The sequence below is a fragment of the Pseudomonas sp. Leaf127 genome (assembly GCF_001423155.1).
GTDB lineage: Bacteria > Pseudomonadota > Gammaproteobacteria > Pseudomonadales > Pseudomonadaceae > Aquipseudomonas > Aquipseudomonas ovata.
Genome location: NZ_LMOA01000022.1, coordinates 171,569 through 188,742 on the forward strand (window position 1 = coordinate 171,569; position 17,174 = coordinate 188,742).

20 protein-coding genes are annotated in these 17,174 nt (G+C 59.1%); 10 read left to right on the forward strand and 10 right to left on the reverse strand.

The window, feature by feature from the left end:
• Positions 1–8 precede the first annotated feature (8 nt).
• On the forward strand, positions 9–1,010 hold the full coding sequence (locus tag ASF84_RS18650; protein ID WP_056840335.1) for an NAD(P)H-quinone oxidoreductase: 1,002 nt from the start codon (positions 9–11) through the stop codon (positions 1,008–1,010).
• A gap of 131 nt (positions 1,011–1,141) precedes the next feature.
• Here ASF84_RS18650 and ASF84_RS18655 read toward each other — a convergent pair whose 3' ends face one another.
• Positions 1,142–1,906, reverse strand: coding sequence for a hypothetical protein (locus ASF84_RS18655; protein ID WP_056840336.1), 765 nt, complete (start codon positions 1,904–1,906; stop codon positions 1,142–1,144).
• 239 nt (positions 1,907–2,145) lie between these two features.
• On the opposite strand from ASF84_RS18655, the gene ASF84_RS18660 reads away from it, so the two are divergent.
• From ASF84_RS18660 to ASF84_RS18670, 3 genes are all read left to right on the forward strand, one after another.
• Positions 2,146–2,751 carry a hypothetical protein gene (locus ASF84_RS18660; RefSeq protein ID WP_056840337.1) on the forward strand — a complete coding sequence of 202 codons (606 nt, stop codon included), beginning with the start codon at positions 2,146–2,148 and terminating at the stop codon, positions 2,749–2,751.
• 41 nt (positions 2,752–2,792) lie between these two features.
• Complete coding sequence (locus ASF84_RS18665) at positions 2,793–3,098, forward strand: hypothetical protein (protein WP_056840338.1); 306 nt, start codon at positions 2,793–2,795, stop codon at positions 3,096–3,098.
• 76 nt (positions 3,099–3,174) lie between these two features.
• Entirely contained in the window at positions 3,175–3,552 is a 378-nt protein-coding gene (locus tag ASF84_RS18670; RefSeq protein WP_082481702.1) for a hypothetical protein, read from the forward strand.
• Positions 3,553–3,576: 24 nt separating this feature from the next.
• On the opposite strand, the gene ASF84_RS18675 is transcribed toward ASF84_RS18670, so the two are convergent.
• Both ASF84_RS18675 and ASF84_RS29195 read right to left on the reverse strand, forming a co-directional pair.
• On the reverse strand, positions 3,577–4,383 hold the full coding sequence (locus ASF84_RS18675; RefSeq protein WP_056840339.1) for a DUF6630 family protein: 807 nt from the start codon (positions 4,381–4,383) through the stop codon (positions 3,577–3,579).
• Positions 4,384–4,491: 108 nt separating this feature from the next.
• On the reverse strand, positions 4,492–4,773 hold the full coding sequence (locus ASF84_RS29195) for a hypothetical protein (RefSeq protein ID WP_156684296.1): 282 nt from the start codon (positions 4,771–4,773) through the stop codon (positions 4,492–4,494).
• Between the two features lie 1,003 nt (positions 4,774–5,776).
• Between ASF84_RS29195 and ASF84_RS18685 the strand changes: the two genes are divergently transcribed.
• Positions 5,777–7,432, forward strand: a complete 1,656-nt coding sequence (locus tag ASF84_RS18685; RefSeq protein WP_056840341.1) for a methyl-accepting chemotaxis protein — start codon at positions 5,777–5,779, stop codon at positions 7,430–7,432.
• Between the two features lie 397 nt (positions 7,433–7,829).
• Positions 7,830–8,276, forward strand: a complete 447-nt coding sequence (locus ASF84_RS18690; protein ID WP_056840342.1) for a hypothetical protein — start codon at positions 7,830–7,832, stop codon at positions 8,274–8,276.
• A 359-nt stretch (positions 8,277–8,635) separates the two neighbouring features.
• On the opposite strand, the gene ASF84_RS18695 is transcribed toward ASF84_RS18690, so the two are convergent.
• From ASF84_RS18695 to soxR, 4 genes are all read right to left on the reverse strand, one after another.
• Positions 8,636–9,097 carry a GNAT family N-acetyltransferase gene (locus tag ASF84_RS18695; protein ID WP_056840343.1) on the reverse strand — a complete coding sequence of 154 codons (462 nt, stop codon included), beginning with the start codon at positions 9,095–9,097 and terminating at the stop codon, positions 8,636–8,638.
• A gap of 111 nt (positions 9,098–9,208) precedes the next feature.
• The gene (locus ASF84_RS18700; RefSeq protein WP_056840344.1) at positions 9,209–9,628 is read right to left on the reverse strand and encodes a DUF6691 family protein; all 420 of its coding nucleotides are present in this window, start codon (positions 9,626–9,628) and stop codon (positions 9,209–9,211) included.
• Positions 9,629–9,630: 2 nt separating this feature from the next.
• On the reverse strand, positions 9,631–10,065 hold the full coding sequence (locus ASF84_RS18705; protein ID WP_056840345.1) for a YeeE/YedE family protein: 435 nt from the start codon (positions 10,063–10,065) through the stop codon (positions 9,631–9,633).
• Positions 10,066–10,132: 67 nt separating this feature from the next.
• Positions 10,133–10,597: a redox-sensitive transcriptional activator SoxR gene (soxR, locus tag ASF84_RS18710; protein WP_056840802.1), complete on the reverse strand. Its 465-nt coding sequence runs from the start codon at positions 10,595–10,597 to the stop codon at positions 10,133–10,135.
• A gap of 110 nt (positions 10,598–10,707) precedes the next feature.
• On the opposite strand from soxR, the gene ASF84_RS18715 reads away from it, so the two are divergent.
• Positions 10,708–12,132 carry an MFS transporter gene (locus ASF84_RS18715; RefSeq protein WP_056840346.1) on the forward strand — a complete coding sequence of 475 codons (1,425 nt, stop codon included), beginning with the start codon at positions 10,708–10,710 and terminating at the stop codon, positions 12,130–12,132.
• Here ASF84_RS18715 and ASF84_RS18720 read toward each other — a convergent pair.
• Positions 12,124–13,098 (reverse strand): aromatic alcohol reductase, encoded by a 975-nt coding sequence (locus ASF84_RS18720; protein ID WP_056840347.1) that lies wholly within the window; start codon positions 13,096–13,098, stop codon positions 12,124–12,126. The genes ASF84_RS18715 and ASF84_RS18720 overlap by 9 nt on opposite strands.
• 96 nt (positions 13,099–13,194) lie before the next feature.
• Between ASF84_RS18720 and ASF84_RS18725 the strand changes: the two genes are divergently transcribed.
• Together ASF84_RS18725 and ASF84_RS18730 are read left to right on the forward strand one after the other, a co-directional pair.
• Complete coding sequence (locus ASF84_RS18725; protein WP_056840348.1) at positions 13,195–13,626, forward strand: winged helix-turn-helix transcriptional regulator; 432 nt, start codon at positions 13,195–13,197, stop codon at positions 13,624–13,626.
• Between the two features lie 40 nt (positions 13,627–13,666).
• The gene (locus tag ASF84_RS18730; protein ID WP_056840349.1) at positions 13,667–14,404 is read left to right on the forward strand and encodes a ribosomal protein L7/L12; all 738 of its coding nucleotides are present in this window, start codon (positions 13,667–13,669) and stop codon (positions 14,402–14,404) included.
• A 22-nt stretch (positions 14,405–14,426) separates the two neighbouring features.
• Here the strand turns inward: ASF84_RS18730 and ASF84_RS18735 are convergent, their stop codons facing one another.
• The gene (locus tag ASF84_RS18735) at positions 14,427–15,350 is read right to left on the reverse strand and encodes a LysR family transcriptional regulator (protein WP_056840350.1); all 924 of its coding nucleotides are present in this window, start codon (positions 15,348–15,350) and stop codon (positions 14,427–14,429) included.
• 111 nt (positions 15,351–15,461) lie between these two features.
• On the opposite strand from ASF84_RS18735, the gene ASF84_RS18740 reads away from it, so the two are divergent.
• The gene (locus tag ASF84_RS18740; RefSeq protein WP_056840351.1) at positions 15,462–16,214 is read left to right on the forward strand and encodes a 3-oxoacyl-ACP reductase family protein; all 753 of its coding nucleotides are present in this window, start codon (positions 15,462–15,464) and stop codon (positions 16,212–16,214) included.
• Positions 16,215–16,651: 437 nt separating this feature from the next.
• On the opposite strand, the gene ASF84_RS18745 is transcribed toward ASF84_RS18740, so the two are convergent.
• Positions 16,652–17,170 (reverse strand): thioredoxin family protein, encoded by a 519-nt coding sequence (locus tag ASF84_RS18745; protein WP_056840352.1) that lies wholly within the window; start codon positions 17,168–17,170, stop codon positions 16,652–16,654.
• Between the last annotated feature and the right edge of the window lie 4 nt (positions 17,171–17,174).

A 17,174-nucleotide genomic window follows, 5' to 3' on the forward strand; every position in this document is an offset into this window, starting at 1 on the left:
ACACGACCATGAAAGCCATCGACCTCAAGACCTTCGGCGCTGCTGATGTATTGCAACTGGCGGATGTGCCCGAGCCTGAAGTGCGCCCGACCGACTTGCTGGTGCGCGTCCATGCCGCCGGCGTGAACCGTGCCGACCTGACCCATCGAACCGGCGGCTACGGCCATCCGAACTTTGGTGATTCGACGATCATGGGCCTGGAAATGGCCGGCGAGGTGATCGCCAAAGGCGCTGAAGTGACGGGGTTCGAGGTTGGTGACCGGGTCATGGGCGTGGTGGGCGGCGGCGCCTACGCCGAGCAGGCGCGCATCGACTACCGCATGGCCATGCCCGTTCCGGCGTCGCTGGATTACGTGCAGGCTGCCGCCATTCCCGAGGTCTTCGTCACGGCCCATGAGGCCATGATGCACCTGGCGCAGCTCAAGCCTGGCCACTCGGTGCTGATCCATGCCGCCGCCGGCGGCGTGGGATCGGCGGCCGTGCAACTGGCCCATGCTACAGGCGCCACGGTGTACGCCACGGCGCAAGGCCGGAAACGGGCGCGGGTCGAGCATCTGGGCGCCAACGTCGTCATTGACTATACGACTCAGGACTTTGCCGAAGTGATCGCCGAGAACACCCAAGGGCGCGGTGTCGATGTGGTGATCGACTTTGTCGGCGAACCCTACTTCGCCCGTAACCTGGCCTCACTGGCCTACGGCGGTCGACTGATCCAGGTCGGTATCCTGGGCGGTGGCGGCCAGGTCAGTGTGGCGCTGCAAGATATCCTCTATCGCCACCTGCGCATCATCGGCACGGTGATGAAATCGCGTACTCCCTCAGAAAAGCACGCCATGATCCAACGCTTTCGCGCGCACTGGCTGGAACGCTTCGACGAAGCGGCAGGCCTTGCGCCGGTCGTGGACAGCACCTTTGCACTGTCACGCGCCGCCGATGCTCATCGGCGGATGGAGTCAGCAGAAAACGTCGGCAAGATCATTTTGACAATGGCGCCTGCAGACCTGGTCTGAGCCCCCTCAACGTCTGAAAAAGAGGCTGCACGCAATACGCACAATGCGCCGAAGATCACCTTCTACATATCGGGTGTTTGCCGCGCGACAGCGTGCCGCCTTGGTGCCGGTCAGCCACACCGGTTGGGCGTCTAGCGCCTTGCCAACGCCCTGGCCAGCATTGCCGTGACCACCACCGCCAGCACCACGGCCGCTGCAATCGACAGCACCGCGCCCCATTGCACGATGCAATGCTGCAGCGTCAGGTAAAACCCCACCACCCCCACCGCGCCAATGGCATTGCCCCGGATGATCGCTGTCAGCTCACCCCGCCCGCCCTGCACATGGGCGAACACCGCCAGCGGCCAGGCAATCACCGGGATCGGCGCCAGCAGGCCGCTGACCACCGGGCCCAGCCAGGTGGCGCTGGCGGTGATCGCCAACAGCAGCAGCGTGGCCGTGACCATGCGCATCGGAATCACCCAGCGCGGCACCGGCACGCAGGCCGCAGCCTGGGTGCGCGCCTGTCTGGAGGTGAAGACGATGATCAAGCCCACCAACAGCAGCGCGACAGTGATCGACAGGGTCAGTACGCCCAGGCGGCTCATCAGCCAGGCCACGGCACCATACACCACCAGGGCGGCCAGGCATCCGGGCAGCGCCGACACATGGCGCGTCACCCACCAGTAGAACAGGTACGTCGCCTGGATCGCCGCCAGCCCGGCCAATGCCCCCGGCACGGCCATCAGGGCAAAGGCGCTGCCCTGCTCCAGGCTGAGAAACAGCATGACCAGCGCCGAGGTGATGGGCAGCCCCGAGAGCAGCCCGCCGACCGCAGTGCCCCAGCGCCTGGCCGCCAGCGAGATGGCCAGCATGAGCGCGGGGGTGATGAGCAACTTGAGGTAGAAGGCCGTCATGCAGGGATACTTCACATCCGGAGAAAGCCGTGAGCCTAATACTTTTGGCGCAGGTTTGCCTTGTGGAGAACGTCTTGCCTCAACCTGACGCGATGATGATCGCCTGCTTCAGCAGTCGTGGAGACCTGATGCTGTTCGTCCCTTCTACCAAGAACTGGCGAGGGTTTGCGCGGTCAGTTGCACTGAATTGACCCACAGGATAGATAAGTGGCACGACAACAACCCAACGCAGAGGTCTCATGAAGCCTTACCTCTTGTCCTTGTCATTGGCCCTGCTGGCGGGATGCAGCACCGGGCCCTATCTGCATCCGGACTCACCGGTGGGCACCAACGCCCTGCTGTCACGCACCTGCCCGGGCCCCAAGGCCGCGATGAGCTACGCCCCGCAGTCAGAAGAACTCAATTGGGTGCATGTGCTGGTCTATGCAGCACCGCCGGGCGCGGTGAGCTGGCCGGACAAGCAGCGCTCCACGGACACTGAACTGCGTCTTTTCGGTCGCCTCTACACGCCTCCACGCCTGCGTAATCTCAATACACCCGAGCAACGCCAAGCGGCTTACAAACAGACCGATCCGCCACTGTGGGTCAGTGCGGCCTCTCCCATCGTTACGGTGACGCTCGCCAATGGAGAAACCTATCCTGTCAGCATCGAACAACTGAAGACCGGCTTTGATCCCAGGAAGCAATTCCACGAAGGGTTCAAGGGCACCGCACTGGGCCAGGGCGATATGGATGACTTCACCCTCACTTTTCCAGACATCTTCGTCAACGGTGAAAAAATCCCCATGGCGCCCGTTCATTTCAAGAAACGCGAGGAACGCTACGCACCGGTCTTCAATTGCTGAGCGCTTGGTAAAAACCTGATAACACCTGACAAGAGAACGCAATGAACGTCCAGCAAGCCCTTGATCTGGTCTACGCCAGGCTGCTGGGAGAACACTCACTCCCGGTAAAAATCCGCACCCGGCAACCGCTGTGCAAGCAAGAGGTCGAGGCGTTGTTTCTGGCCATTGATTTTCTGACAGCGCACTATAAAGATCATGAGCTGATCCCCAAGACGCTGGCCTCGGCCTTTGTCGATATTTATGGCAGCTTCAGTGTGAGCGATGAGGTCGTTGGCGAGGTCGAAGCCCGGTGGTACGAGGCGATCGGCATCGCGCTTCAGGATAAGGTTTATACGTTGCTGGAGTGAGGTCCAAGCGTGTCATCGCAGCAATATTCCATCTCGTGAATCGAGGTCTGACAATGCCTGGCTATCAGGGTCAATCATGAACAATCATCCACTGCGCCATGCGCTCCTGGTCTTGCCCTTCTTCCTGTTGTGCGGACCCGTGCAGGCTTCGACCTGGCAGATTTGCCGCATGGAGCTGCGCATCACTGAGGTGGTAAAGCAGCCGTATCCGCAACTCAAGGCCCAGGTCTTGAAGGTGAACCCGGCATCGGCCACGGTGGAGTGCCCGGCACAAGGCGCGACCCTCACGTTTACCCCGGAAACCCCTGATTACCAACGCACCCTTCCACGCCGACAGTGGCCAGGCAAGGGGCAGTCTGTGCGCATCGACTATCGCTATCTGGATGGCGTTTGCAAAGGCGATGGCCACAGCCATGAGTGCCGTATCAAACATTACCCAATGGCCGGCCCTTGACACCTGATTGTGACTCGGCTCATCTCAGTACTTATGGACAATGCCCAGCCTGCCCATGATCTCCAGCGCATTGACCAGCCCCAGTCCGTTCATGGGCAGGCAGGCAAAAGCCTGGTATTCATCAAAGTGAGTGCCCAGTGCCAGCAGCTTCAAATCATGGGGCTCCAGGTGCGTATTGAAGTACTGGAGCAAGGTACGCTCCCAGTCTTCGGCCTGGTTGACCGCCTTGACTGTCCTGGCATCCGGCACAGGGATTTCGAGACCTGCCAGCCGCAGCGGTGCCAGCTCATTGACGGCGTTGACCCCACCCGACGCCCATTCCTTCCATTCGAAATGAGCCAGTTGACCCGCCTCGGTGAGCGCTGAGGCGAGTTGATTCCAGGCCCGGTTCCACGCCGTCTGCGATGCAGTGGCCGGCAGGTTTTCAACCAGCGCCTGCGCCCGGTCCTCATCGAACAGGCAATCGAACAGGTCGGCCAACGCATCGGCTATATCCAGGGGTGGTATTTTCAGCTGAGGATCCAGGTCCTGGCTCAAGCGCTGCCACAAAGTGGCCAGTTCCTCCCAGTCGTCTTCATCCATGTCGTCATCGATCACCTGGGCATTATGGCCACGGCGGTAGTTATCCAGCCGCGTCATGCGCACACAGACCTCGCCCCCGGCGACGCTGACCTCATAGCTGCGGTTGTCCATGAAGCGGGTCTGGAAGGCGATGCGGTCGGTGAACACATCATGGACGATGCTTTCTTCGGCATCGAAATACGCCGCGCCCTCGGGCGTGCCGTGAGCGGTGGTGATGCGCTGGAGCGACAACGGGTCGATAGACGTCATAAGGGTGTGAGCCGCATGGGTGATGAGTGAGTAAGGCTGCCAAGGGCGAGATCGCTCGTATCCAGCTTGATGGCTGGCCGTTTCAACCTGCCGTTTGAACCACCGTTTTCAGGGCGATGAGGGTGCGGCACCTTGTACTATTTCGCTTGCCACAAAACCCACCCCGCATTGATCGCAATAAAAGCCATCGACAAACTGCTCCAGTGGCGGCGCGTTCATAAGGTCAGGCTTGCATTCATCGACAGCCAGTTGATCGAGGCGTTGATAACCTGCTCTTTCTTCGCCGTTGAAGCGCTTTTTCGGGCTTGCTGCGCCTATGAGCATGTGCTTTGGTCTGACGTATTGGACAGAACTGCAGCGGGGGCAGGATTGCATGACGTAAAGGCTCATGGTGTGACCTGCTTTGAGGGTAGCGAGCGTGATGAGTTCAAGGCGCTTATCCCATTCGAGGCAATGGTCCCATACAGCCTGAACCAAAGCGCCTGTTTGACGCAGAGCCCGATGTAGACGCTCAACAGGATCCTGGTGTGCCCGTGTCACGTTTGCCTATGCCCATTCCATGCCTGCTATTTCACGATGTTGATCAAACGGCTTTCATAAACATAAAATAGCCTGAATAAATGCATGCATGGACACCCCGATGAGGCTGTTACCGCGCCAAAACCCGTTGATACTTTGATATGACTCATTAATCTATAAAAGAATCATCACAACGCCTGCTGGCGCCATTGCCCGCCATTGGAAACCCGCAGAAAATTTTTCATGTTGGCCGTGTAGTTGGCAGGGGTACGCCTCCATCAGAATTTATACGGCCCGCCGCCAGTGCCTCCATCAGTCGCTCAAACTCGTCGGTACTCGTCAATATGCGCTTGGGGGCAGGATCTATCAACCTTTGATAGAGATTGTGCGTAATGCTAGACAGATATGTCGAGCTGGCTCTATGATGGCCCATACTATAAAGCTGGTACGAAACCAGATTGACCCCTCGGACGCCCTGGTTGCAGGAGCAGCCTTTTCGCAGAGTAGGTACGTAGCGAAAAGCGGGAGGGGCGTTCATGATGATCCAGTCTGCGCGGCTGAATCGTCACGATACGCCTGTAAATTTGAAAAGTACGCTTGAGCCTGCCAAAGCAACAAGCCAGTCAAATCGAGCAACTGCTGCAGAAAAAGAATAGGCGACCCGGCCTTATACAAGGCTGTTGTACGTCGCCAGGCCATCACGGCCTGACTGAAATCGCACACTACAGCACACCGGCGAATAACAGCCTTGTGCAGTGTACAGGTTTCTTAAATTTTTCCGCTGGCCGAGCATTTGATGCTGACGTCTCAGTGATATGGACTGCGCCCTTAGAGGCTGCTCACCCGTCAATTACTTTTCAGAAAGGGGCACTTCATGAACAGTATCCACAATGAGAACACGCCACGCTTTAGTGTAAAAAAGCGGTTGACGCTATCAACATTCTCTATAATTTTTGTATTTTTTTCTTTGTCTGTGTTTATGATCCAAGCGCTCCAAAAATCCACAGACAATATCGACGCATTATTCAACAAGGATTTTCTTGCAACGGAGGCAGTCAACAGCATCGATGGTGCTTTGACACGTGTCGACATAAATATTCTACGCATGATTGCCATTGGCGACCCCGTACAGATTTCTAACTGGAAGGCCCAGAACGAAAGCGCCTTTGCACGGGTTGATGTCCTGATTGATCAATTGATGGCCACCGAAAGCAACACGCTACAGGGTAACGCATTAGCCACCTTGCAAAGCGATTATAAAAAAATGCGCGACGGTATGCGGCACCAGACAGCCGTGATCGAGTCAGGTGACACCCCAGCCGCAGCCAACGTCAATCGTGAGGAAGTAAAGCCGTTCGCTGAGCTCGTCTTTGCAACCCTTCAGCAAGTTCGCGAAGAAGGCAAGAGTCAAGCGGAACTCCGATTTCATGATCAAGTCACTGACTCCAGCAAAATACGCAACATTGCTATTTTCGTGACACTGCTCATTTCCGTGGTCGGCGTTTTCGTTACCCTGATAACCACGCGCAGCATCCTCCGATCGATTGGCGGTGAGCCGAGTACGGTGGCCGAAATAACCCGAACAATCGCCAAAGGCGATCTTAGTAAAAGCATTGCTGTTGTGACCGGCGACAACCGCAGCGTGGCGGCGGCTGTCAGTGATATGCAGCAGCAATTACGCCAGATTTTGCAACAGATTGCCTCCTCAGCCAACCAGCTTTCGACGGCCACCGTACAGTTGACCGACACCACTCAAGAAGGTGCTGATGGTTTACAAAAACAAGTCAATGAGATTGAAATGGCAGCGACTGCTGTTAATCAGATGACGAGCGCTGTAGAAGAGGTTGCTCGCAACGCCGAGCACACGTCCCGTACCTCTGGCCATGCTACCGGTGCTGCCGAAGAGGGATCAGTGCTGGTTAAAAAGACGGTCGCCGCCATTGATGAAATGGGTGTTGATATAGGCAAAACGTCTGAGTTGATTGGCGAGCTGGCCGACCAGTCTCGGGATATCGGAAAAGTGTTGGACGTCATTCGTAGCCTCGCCGAGCAGACCAACTTGTTAGCGCTCAACGCGGCTATCGAAGCCGCACGAGCAGGCGAAGCCGGTCGAGGCTTTGCTGTTGTAGCCGACGAAGTTCGTGCACTGGCTCACCGAACCCAACAATCGACCAGCGAGATCGAACGCTTGGTTACAGGAATTCAGAATGGAACTGACCGAGCAGTAGGCTCCATGCGAGGGAATACGGATCTTGCCACCAGAACGCTTCTCATTGCAGAAGGTGCAAGCGAAGCCCTTGGCAAAATTAACACCGCGATTGGCGAAATAAATGGCTTGAATCTGGTGATAGCCAGTGCATCACAGGAACAAGCGCACGTCGCGCGGGAAGTCGATCGGAACTTGGTAAACATTCGCAACCTGTCGATTCAATCGTCACAGGGGGCCTCGCAGACAAGCACAGCCAGTCATGAGCTGTCGCGACTGGCGGAAGATTTGAACGGCGTGGTGGGAAGGTTCAGGTTGATTTGAGGTAGCCTTCGCTCTATGCAGACTGTTATCCAGCCGGTCAGGGACTGAATAATCCCTGTGGTCGTCAATGCTGACACCGGCTGATGCCAGGCATCCAGCAGACCTGGCTATTTAATGTGAACACCCTGACTTCCCTTGAAGCACCATAAACTCTCTTGCTGGAAATTTTTAACCCGAGGTGTTTCCACCCACACCGTCGAGGCAGTCAGTGCAATACCAATGGCGGCTTAAAAGAATAGGCAAAGAACGTTCAACGTCGCGCTCGACCTCACGAGTCGCAAATAAGTCTTTTGACCGGAATGGCGCCCAAGCCTGTTTTCAACGCAACGATGACAGCGCAGGTAATTTCTTATAAATGCTCCTTATAGACCAAGGGTTGTACAGGGCAGGGTGAGACATGAAAGACCAGGAAAAACCAGAAGTTTTAATCAAGGGCTTTGAGCTTCTTGCGCACGACATCGCTGAACGAATCAAAAATATAGTGGGCTGCCAAAAGAGCATAGAAAATTCTTACCATGAAATTAATTTTGCCCTACTGACCACCACCTCTTCAATTGACAACACCGGCACGCTGCAGTTTGGCTTGATTGAACATATTCTGCAGCGTGAAGCCCGGGCGCTATTTGAGTCACTGGAATCATTAAAACAATCACTCCTTGCATCGACAAGCGACATGATCACACATACAACTGCCGCACTGATTGAAATTGAACTCGACTTTCCAGCCGACTGCAAATGTCGCCTGAACGACTCAAAGTCAGCCCTTACCAAGAGTTTATATGAATTGAAAAAATTGAATTTTTTGATTTCTTCAACTCGCTTCCTGCCGTCGCAGAAACCCTAAGAAGCGCGCAACTCACAGGTCTGTCCCAGGCGACCAAACCTCACCAGAAAATAACACCAGGCTGCTTCTCCGAAGCGTATCTACCTGTCACACGCAAGGTCATCCTTGTGAGGCAGCCACTCTCGAAGAACCCGTACAAAAAGACTTGCTGCGAGTGTCCTGTCTCAAAAATAGTTATCCCGTTAAACTGCGGTTCCATCATCAGCCGGCACGCGGGGTGTACACGGCCCCCTTGAGCGCGCCGGGGCAACGGTAATTGAAAACACGTCGGTTGAGGGTCATGAATATGGACAGGAACGCTGGTGCAAGTGGCCCAAGGCGAATGGCACGCCTCAATGGCTGCCGCCTGAACAGACACGTCAGCACTGACGCCCCAGCTGTTTTTCCATAATGATCGTCCGCTCAGTCCCATAAAACGCGTCGTGGATTTTCCGATAGCCCAGTGCCGCATAGAATGCCTGCGCCGTCATCGAGGATGGAACCCGCAAAGCGTCAACTCCGGCACTGGCAGCAGCCGCATGAATGACACTCATCAACTGCCGACCGACCCCTGCCCCCTGATAGGCAGGGTCAACGAAAACGCTTCTGACCACATCACCGTCCAGGCTTGCCGTGCCAGTAATCAATGACCCTGAAACGGCGACGAAAACCTGACGCTTATCGAGCAACGCGCTGATGGCTTCAGGGCTGAAGCTGCGCTCGACCCGAGCGATAACGTCAGGTGCATAATCCTGCGAATTTGACTCATGAAGGGCCGCGATCACTACACGGCTGATCGCTGCCGTGTCTTCGCCTGTGGCGGGCCGAACCTGACATGCCATGCGCAAAACCTCAGTGTTCGATGCAAAGGATCATCAAGCCATAAAGGAACAATGGCCACAGATCATTGAATGGAAACCACCCGGCGTGTTTCGAGGCATGCCTTTACCTGATCACGTAACGCGCCGGCCTTCCAGAGCAGAAAATACATACATACCCGCCAGCAAGGCCAACAGGAATACACCTGCCTGCCAGTGCCCGGTAAGCACAATGGCAATCGCGGGGCCGGGGCAGATGCCTGCCATGCCCCACCCGACACCGAATACCAGGCTGCCACCGATCAGGCGGGCGTCCAGTTCGCGCTTCACGGGCAACTGCATCGGGGCGCCCAGCAAAGACTGCCTGTGCGTGCGCGCCCGGTTCAGCGGAATGACCGCCACGGCAATGGCGCCGGCCATCACGAGCGCAAGCGACGGATCCCAGGCTCCGCCAATGTCCAGAAAAGCCAGCACCTTGGCCGGATTCGCCATGCCGGCCAACAGCAGGCCCAGGCCAAATAGCACGCCCGCAACAAATGAAGTCAACCTGATCATCTTCAAGCGCCCAGCACGTGGCGGCTGACGTACACCGTGGCAAATCCGCTGGCCATGAAGCACAGCGTCGCCACGATGGAGCGAGGCGACAATCGGGACATCCCGCACACGCCGTGACCACTGGTGCAGCCCGAAGCGTAACGGGTGCCCACGCCGACCAGCAGGCCCGCCACGATAAGGGCTGGCCACTGTGCATCAATCTCTATCACCGGCAAGACGGTGAACGCGCCCCACAACACTGGCGCAACCAGCAGGCCAAGCAGAAACAGGGCCTTCTCGCTCCAGCCCTCACTGCCAGGCTGCAGCACGCCGGCCAGCAAGCCGCTGATGCCTGCGATTCGGCCATTGGCCAGAACGAACACGCTGACGGCCAGCCCTATCAGAGCCCCTCCGAACAACGAAGTCCACGGCGTGAAGCTGATCCAGTCAATGCTCATTTTTCTATCTCCGCCACACAGAGGCGGCTAAAGGAGGCTGATGTTATTGGATGCAATGGGCGTCGACTCATTCCAGCGCCTGCAATGAGGACTGTTCGAGTAGCACAGCGCCCTCTCCCTGCTCGCGCAAATGATCACCCGGATTACGAAGCGGACAGTCGTCCATGGAGAGGCAGCCACAGCCGATGCAGCCATCGATTTGATCGCGTAATCGGGTAAGGCTGTCGATACGCTCGGTGAGCATGTCGCGCCATTGGCTGGAGAGGTGAGCCCAGTCCCTGGCCGTCAGCGCTCGCCCGGGGGGAAGCCCGTCCAGCGCGTCCTTTATCGCCGACAGGGGAACGCCTGCGCGCTTGGCAATCTTGATGATCGCAATCCGGCGCAGCGTATCGCGAGGGTAACGCCGCTGGTTGCCGGCGTTGCGCTGCCCCTGAATCAGGCCTTTGGCTTCATAGAAGTGCACGGTCGCAACCGTCACCCCGCATCGGCGCGCCAGTTGCCCGACCGAAAGCGCGACGCTCACATCGATCATGAAGGATTCCCCTGTTGACCTCATCTATACATGAGGTTTTATAAGGAGTGTCACCTTGCCTTGGCAAGGCTTCATTTGCCGCATGCGGTGACACCTGGAAAGGAATACACATGGATAAGCATCACGTTGCACCGGGCTGGGCCGCCTTGCTGTCGGGCCGCAATGGCGTACGCTCACTCGCGCTGGCAGGGGGCGTTGTGCTGCATGCGATTAATGTCTATATCGCCACCACGATCCTGCCATCGGTGGTCAGGGACATTGGTGGCCTCGATTACTATGCCTGGAACACCACCCTGTTCGTCGCCGCCTCCATCCTCGGCTCGGCGCTGGCGGCAAAATTGCTGGCCACGGCGGGGCCTCGCAGCGCGTACGTCATCGCCACGCTGGTGTTTACCATCGGCACGCTCCTGTGTGCAGTGGCCCCGTCCATGCCGGTCATGCTCGGCGGCCGTCTTGTCCAGGGTCTGGGCGGCGGTTTTTTGTTCGCGCTTTCCTACGCCATGATCCGGCAGGTGTTCGATCAAGCGTTATGGCCGCGGGCAATGGCGCTGGTGTCCGGTATGTGGGGCGTGGCCACCCTGGTCGGTCCGGCCGTCGGCGGCCTCTTTGCCGAACTTGGCGCCTGGCGCGCGGCGTTCTGGTCGCTGGTACCCGCCGCCTTGCTGTTCGCCGGACTGGCGGTGATGGTGCTGCCAAGGCGCGGCACGACCAAGGCCGAACGCTCACCGCTACCGCTTGCCCAACTCGTGCTCCTGACAGCGGCCGTGCTTGCCGTTTCGTTCGGCAGCGTCTCTGCTGCCCTGCACTGGAATCTCATCGGGCTGGCTGTCGCCGGGTTGCTGACAGCCCTGTTGATCGGTACAGAAAACCGCGCCCGGCAGCGGTTGCTGCCGACCGGAGCCCTGCACAGCACAACGGCGCTGGGCGCACTCTATGCCACGATGTCGCTGCTGGCGGTGGCCGTCACCAGCGGTGAAATATTCGTTCCGCTTTTTCTTCAGGTGCTGCATCAGCAGTCGCCTCTGATGGCCGGGTATCTCGCCGCGCTGATGGCGGCCGGGTGGACGTTGGGGTCCATTGCCAGCGCAGGTGTCAGCGCCAGGCACGTTCGCTACGCGATGCTGGTGGGCCCCTTGCTGGGTGTGGCTGGCATGCTGACGCTTGCCGTGCTGATGCCCCGTGAAAGCACCGGTAGCGGGCTTGCCCTCGCCCCGCTCTGCATGGCGCTGGTGGCCATCGGCTCAGGCGTGGGCATGGCGTGGCCGCACTTGCTGACTCAGGTGTTTCAGGTCGCGCCGGCCGGCGAACAGAACCTGGCAGCGGCGTCCATCACCACCGTACAGCTGTTCGCCACTGCGCTCGGCGCCGCACTGGCCGGCATGGTGGCCAACGTGGCCGGCCTTACCGACCCGGGCGGCACCGAGGGAGTCGCCAATGCCGCGGCCTGGCTGTTTGGCCTCTTTGCCCTGGCGCCGATGCTGGCCGTCTTTATTGCATGGCGCGTCATCAACCAGCGCGTGGTGACGTCAGCGTGACTGGGGCGCGACCTGCTGGTGTGCTAGATAACCGGCCAGATGCGTGCGGGCCCACTGCTCGGCGGTGGTGACCGCAATCGACTGCTGCGCGTTGAATGTCGCCGCTTTGGGCCACGCCACGCCTCTGCCTTGAGCGAATACGGCGCGGTATTTTTTGATGTGATTGGCAGGGTCTTTATCCAGTGCCTGGATCAGCTGTTCAACGGTCCATACGTTGCGCTTGAATGGACGTTCCAGCACCCGCTCAAGGAGGCTCGCCACCTGCCCGTACGTCACTGTGTCGCCGGCCAGGTAGACGATCTGATTGCGCAGATGCGGCTCGAAGAACACGATGTCGGCGGTCAGCGTACCGATGTCGTCAGGGGTCGTGAGCGTCACACTGTTGTCAAGACTGCCCAAGGCGTTCACCGCGTCGTGTTCAAGATCGACGACCTCGAACACAGGCTCGAACAGGAAGCTGGTGAACATGCCCGTCGAGATGATGACCCATTCGGTCTGGTCCTGGGCACGCAGCAACTCGCGCACATCAAGCTGGGCATCGAACAGGTCCTGGGGACTGCCTCGGCCGATCTCGTCGTAGTCAACGCCAAACTGCCATGGGAAATAGCGCTTCACACCGGACTTGAGCGCTGCGGTAGCCAGCTTCATCGGCGTTTCCCGACCGGCGACCATGCCGGCGCAGCCGATGACGGTATCGAAGCGTGCGAAGATTTCAGCCAGTTGCTCGATTGAATCATTTACCAGATCGGCAGCGACCATCTGGATGCCCAGACCGCGCAGCTCATCGATTTCTGCCTTTTTCTCAGGCACCTGCGTGTGGATTGTCGATTCCCTGAGCAGGACGCCGATGCTGGAGCCGGGCGAGCGCTTCGCCACCCGCGCAAGATTGCGCAGCACCGGCAGGCCAAGCTCGCCGGCACCCAGAACGAGAATGGATTGGGGGGAAAGCGGAGTGACTTCGGTCATGACTGCTCCTGAAACCTGTTGTCTGTAAGATGCGCAAATGCTTGCACACTTGCGCAGCGCTCAGAAGAAGGCACACCGGTGATACCAGGGGGAGCAATGATCGATCATGGGGTGCTTGACCAGGCACAGGCCATCTGCCAGACGCTCAGGGAAGAGGATGACGGGGTCAGGCGCGAAGTCCTTACGCATGCCGGCAGCCGCTGGTCATTTGGCATCCTGCATGCCTTGGGGGTGTACGGCAAAATGCGCCATGCCGAGATAAAACGGCAGATGACAGGGGTGACCCAGCGCATGTTGACCAAGACGCTACGTGCTCTGGAGCGTGATGGCCTGGTGCTTAGGCAAGAGTTTGGTGAGGTTCCACCGCGTGTGGAGTACGAACTGACACCGCTGGGCATGGAATTGCTGATCCGCATGTCGCCCATCTGGATCTGGGTGGTTGAAAACGTCGAGGACTTCCGTAAGGCGCGTCGCACGTTCGACAGTCAGGAGGACAAAAAACCGGCATGGCAAACGCCAGTGTCATGAACGCCCTCTGTACCTCACCCCACGCAAGGACCTGCCGCCCATGAAGCCATTTCCCGAAGCCCTTCGCACGTTCCTGGCCCAGGGCACTGTAGTGGGCGACCTGCTCTTGCCCATGCACTATGCAACGCCTGATCACTTCGAGGCGTTTCAGTCAGGCTTTCGCACTCAAGGCCTGACCGGCGAGAGCCTGGTGTCCGAGGCCGATGGCGGGTGGCATCCGCAATGGTATGTCATCGCCTTGAGCGGGCTGGACGATCCGCTGTTCATTGCCACAGACGAGGCCGACAGCGGCTATCCGGTGTACACCGCGCCACATGGGGCTGGACGCTGGGACGCGCTGCAGATTGCGCCGGACCTGGCAACGTTCGGGCGCCTGCTGCAGGCCCTGGCCGAGGTGACAGACGATGACCTTGAATCCGAGCGCCTGGTGCGCACCGCGACCGGTTCTGTGAATGAATACTGGCGCGAGATATTCGACGCACGCGTCGAGCAGGCTGAGCTTGAGGAAGAACTGCCGACTGATGACGTGCCGTGCGACCCGGACGACTTTACGAGCGGCGACTTGATGGTGACCGCCCTGGGCCCTCAGAAGCTCAAGGTCGTGCAGCTCGTCAGCCAGTGCCGCGGGCTGGCGTTGAAAGACGCGCTGGCCCTGGTCGAAGCGCCTGAATTTCAGGTGGCCTGTGGCGTGAGGCGCTCACTGCACCACTTGATTGCCAAACTTGAAGCACTGGGCGCGACAGTGGCGTTTCGGCCTGCGCGATCGCCAGGGCGTTGAGGCATGGATGCGCTGCCTCGCCTTATCGCGCATTCAAACGGGTGGCCCACGCCTGTTCCCGCGCCTGCCCGACCAGAAAATCGACGAACGCTCGTGTCTTGGCCGGCAGCAGTTTCTGGCTGGAGAAGTACAGCGAGATCTGCCCGGCATCCACAGACCAGTCCGGCAGCACCCTTTGCAGACGGCCGCTTTCAAGGTCCGCCAGCACATCCGGCACCGCCAGCAAGGCCACGCCCAGGCCCAGCCGGGCACACTGGCGCAGGGCTTGCGGGTCGTTGACCAGCAGCCGCGGTGTCAGGTCCAGCGGTCTTTTCTGAGCGTCGGGTCCTTGCAGCATCCAGCTTCTGATTCTGCCGGTCTGCACCGAACGCATGGCCACATGCTCCAGCGTGGCCAGGTCCTCGAAACGACGGACAGGATCTTGTGCCGACAGGTAAGCGGGCGCTGCGACCAGAATCAGATGCGCAGGCGCAATGTCCCGGGCGACAAGGGTGGGCGCCAGCTCGAGGCCGCCGCCGATGGCGGCATCGAAACCCTCGGCAATCAGGTCGACCTGGCGGTTTTCAAACGTCCACTCAAGCGTCACGTCAGGGTAGCGCTGCAAGAACCCGGGCATCAGCGGCAGCAGGAAATCACAGCCAAACCCAGGGGCTGCAGTGAGGCGCAGCACGCCGGCGGGCTGGCCGGCGTGCGTGGCAACGTCCGCAATGGCGGCCTGAACGCTTTCGAGCCCCGAGCCGACATTCGCCAGGAACCGCTCGCCGGCTTCGGTCAGGGTCAGGCGGCGCGTGCTGCGCTGGAACAGACGAACCCCAAGGTTAGCTTCCAGCTGCGCCACGTTACGGCTCACGGCCGCCGGCGTGAGCCCAAGACGACGGGCCGCAGCAGAAAAACTGCCTGATTCGGCGCTGCGCACAAAAGACACCAAGTTGCCCATCGTCTCCATTGCACTCACTTTCAAGCATTGATTGAAAGTAATTCTAGCCATTACCCACTACTGGCGAAAGGATGAAAAGCGTCTCATAGCCTCATCAACTTCACCTACCGAGGCTTCATCATGAACACAGTCAATCTTCCTCTTGCCGGCAAAGTGGCCGTTGTCACCGGTGGTTCGCGCAGCATCGGCGCGGCCATCGCCAAACGCCTGGCCGCCGACGGTGCCACCGTGGCCATTACCTATAACGCCTCGCCTGAGCGCGCCGACGCCGTGGTCAACCAGATCGTGGCCGCCGGCCGCCAGGCGCTGGCCCTGGTGGCCGATGCGGGCAACCCGCAGGCGGTGCGTGCGGCCATCGATGAGGTCGCCAACCGGTTTGGCCGCGTCGACATTCTGGTGAACAACGCGGGTATCAGCGTAATGGGCGCCCCCGAAGACATCGCTTTCGAGGACTTCGAACGGATCCTGGCGGTGAACGTGACCGGGGTGTTCGTCGCCACCCAGCAAGCCCTCAGGCACATGGGCCATGGCGGACGCATCATCAATATCGGCAGTTCCATGGTGCAGTACGCGGCCTTCGGCACCGCCTCGGCCTACACCCTCACCAAGGGCGCGCTGACCGGTTTCAGCCGTGGCCTGGTGCGCGACCTGGGGCCACGGGGCATCACCGTCAACACCGTGCACCCCGGCCCGACCGACAGCGACATGAACCCGGCCGAGGGCCCGGTGGCCGACTTCGTGCGCCCCAATATCGCCGTGGGCCGCTATGGCGAAGGCCAGGACATCGCCAGCGCCGTGGCCTACCTGGCCAGCCCCGAGGCCGGCTTTGTGACCGGTGCCGAGTTGATGGTCGATGGCGGCTTTACGGCCTGAGCCAGTAGGAGCGCGCTTGCCGGTATGCCGGACCACCGCGACCGAGTGCGTCAGCAGTCGTAAATTTGTGGCGTTTAGCAGATTTTGCGAGCGCTAGCGCACTCGGTCGCGGGCAGAGCGCGCTCCTACGGCGGTCAATTCAGATCCAATACCCGGTCCACCCCGGTTCGCTAACCTTGCCGCCGCTCGCTGCCAAATCAGCAGGTGCCCAGGACGACAGGATTCTGGAGCAGGGTTTGGCTAGCGTGGCGAATCACCACACAAACGTGATGGGTCATAACTATAAACTTCATACTGACCCTGCATTCCCCACGCGGGTCAGATGCCGTCCGCCATACTGCATCAGCAAAATCGCCGTTTTACAGGACTCAAAATGATCGCAAAGACCGATCGCCTGACGCTTGCAAACCATTGATAGCTTTATCTAAGGCCTAAAATCAAACCGCTTGCTTTTCGAACATCTCAATCATTGCCAGCACCTCCATAATGCTGTCTTGCATATGATTCCCCATCTTGTACTCACGCAACGCCTGCTCGCCGCCATCCGTTACAACCCCCTGTGGACGTTCGACAAACTGGCCGATCAGACGAAAGTGTTCGTCCAGCACCAGTACAAGCGGAATGGCAATTTTCTCCAGGCCCAGTTCAGCCTGCAACGTGTTCTGCGCACGGCCTCTGGACACGATCGCCAGGTCAATCGCGGGCTGCACCTCGCAGAGATAGTCGAAGGCGGCCACGTTGATCTGGCAATCCGGGCACCATATTTCGCCGGCGATCAGCAGATGATAGGTGCCTTGAATGGCCGTCAGCCGTTGTTGCGTGGCCGTGGACAGTTCGCCGGGCCGGCGGATCCTGTCGGCGAAGTGCTGCATGGCGGTCCGTTCGGCCGGCAAGCCTGTCTTGACGAAGCCATCGAACCGCTGGCCTGTGGCGAAGAGTTCTTTGTACGGGACCATGGTT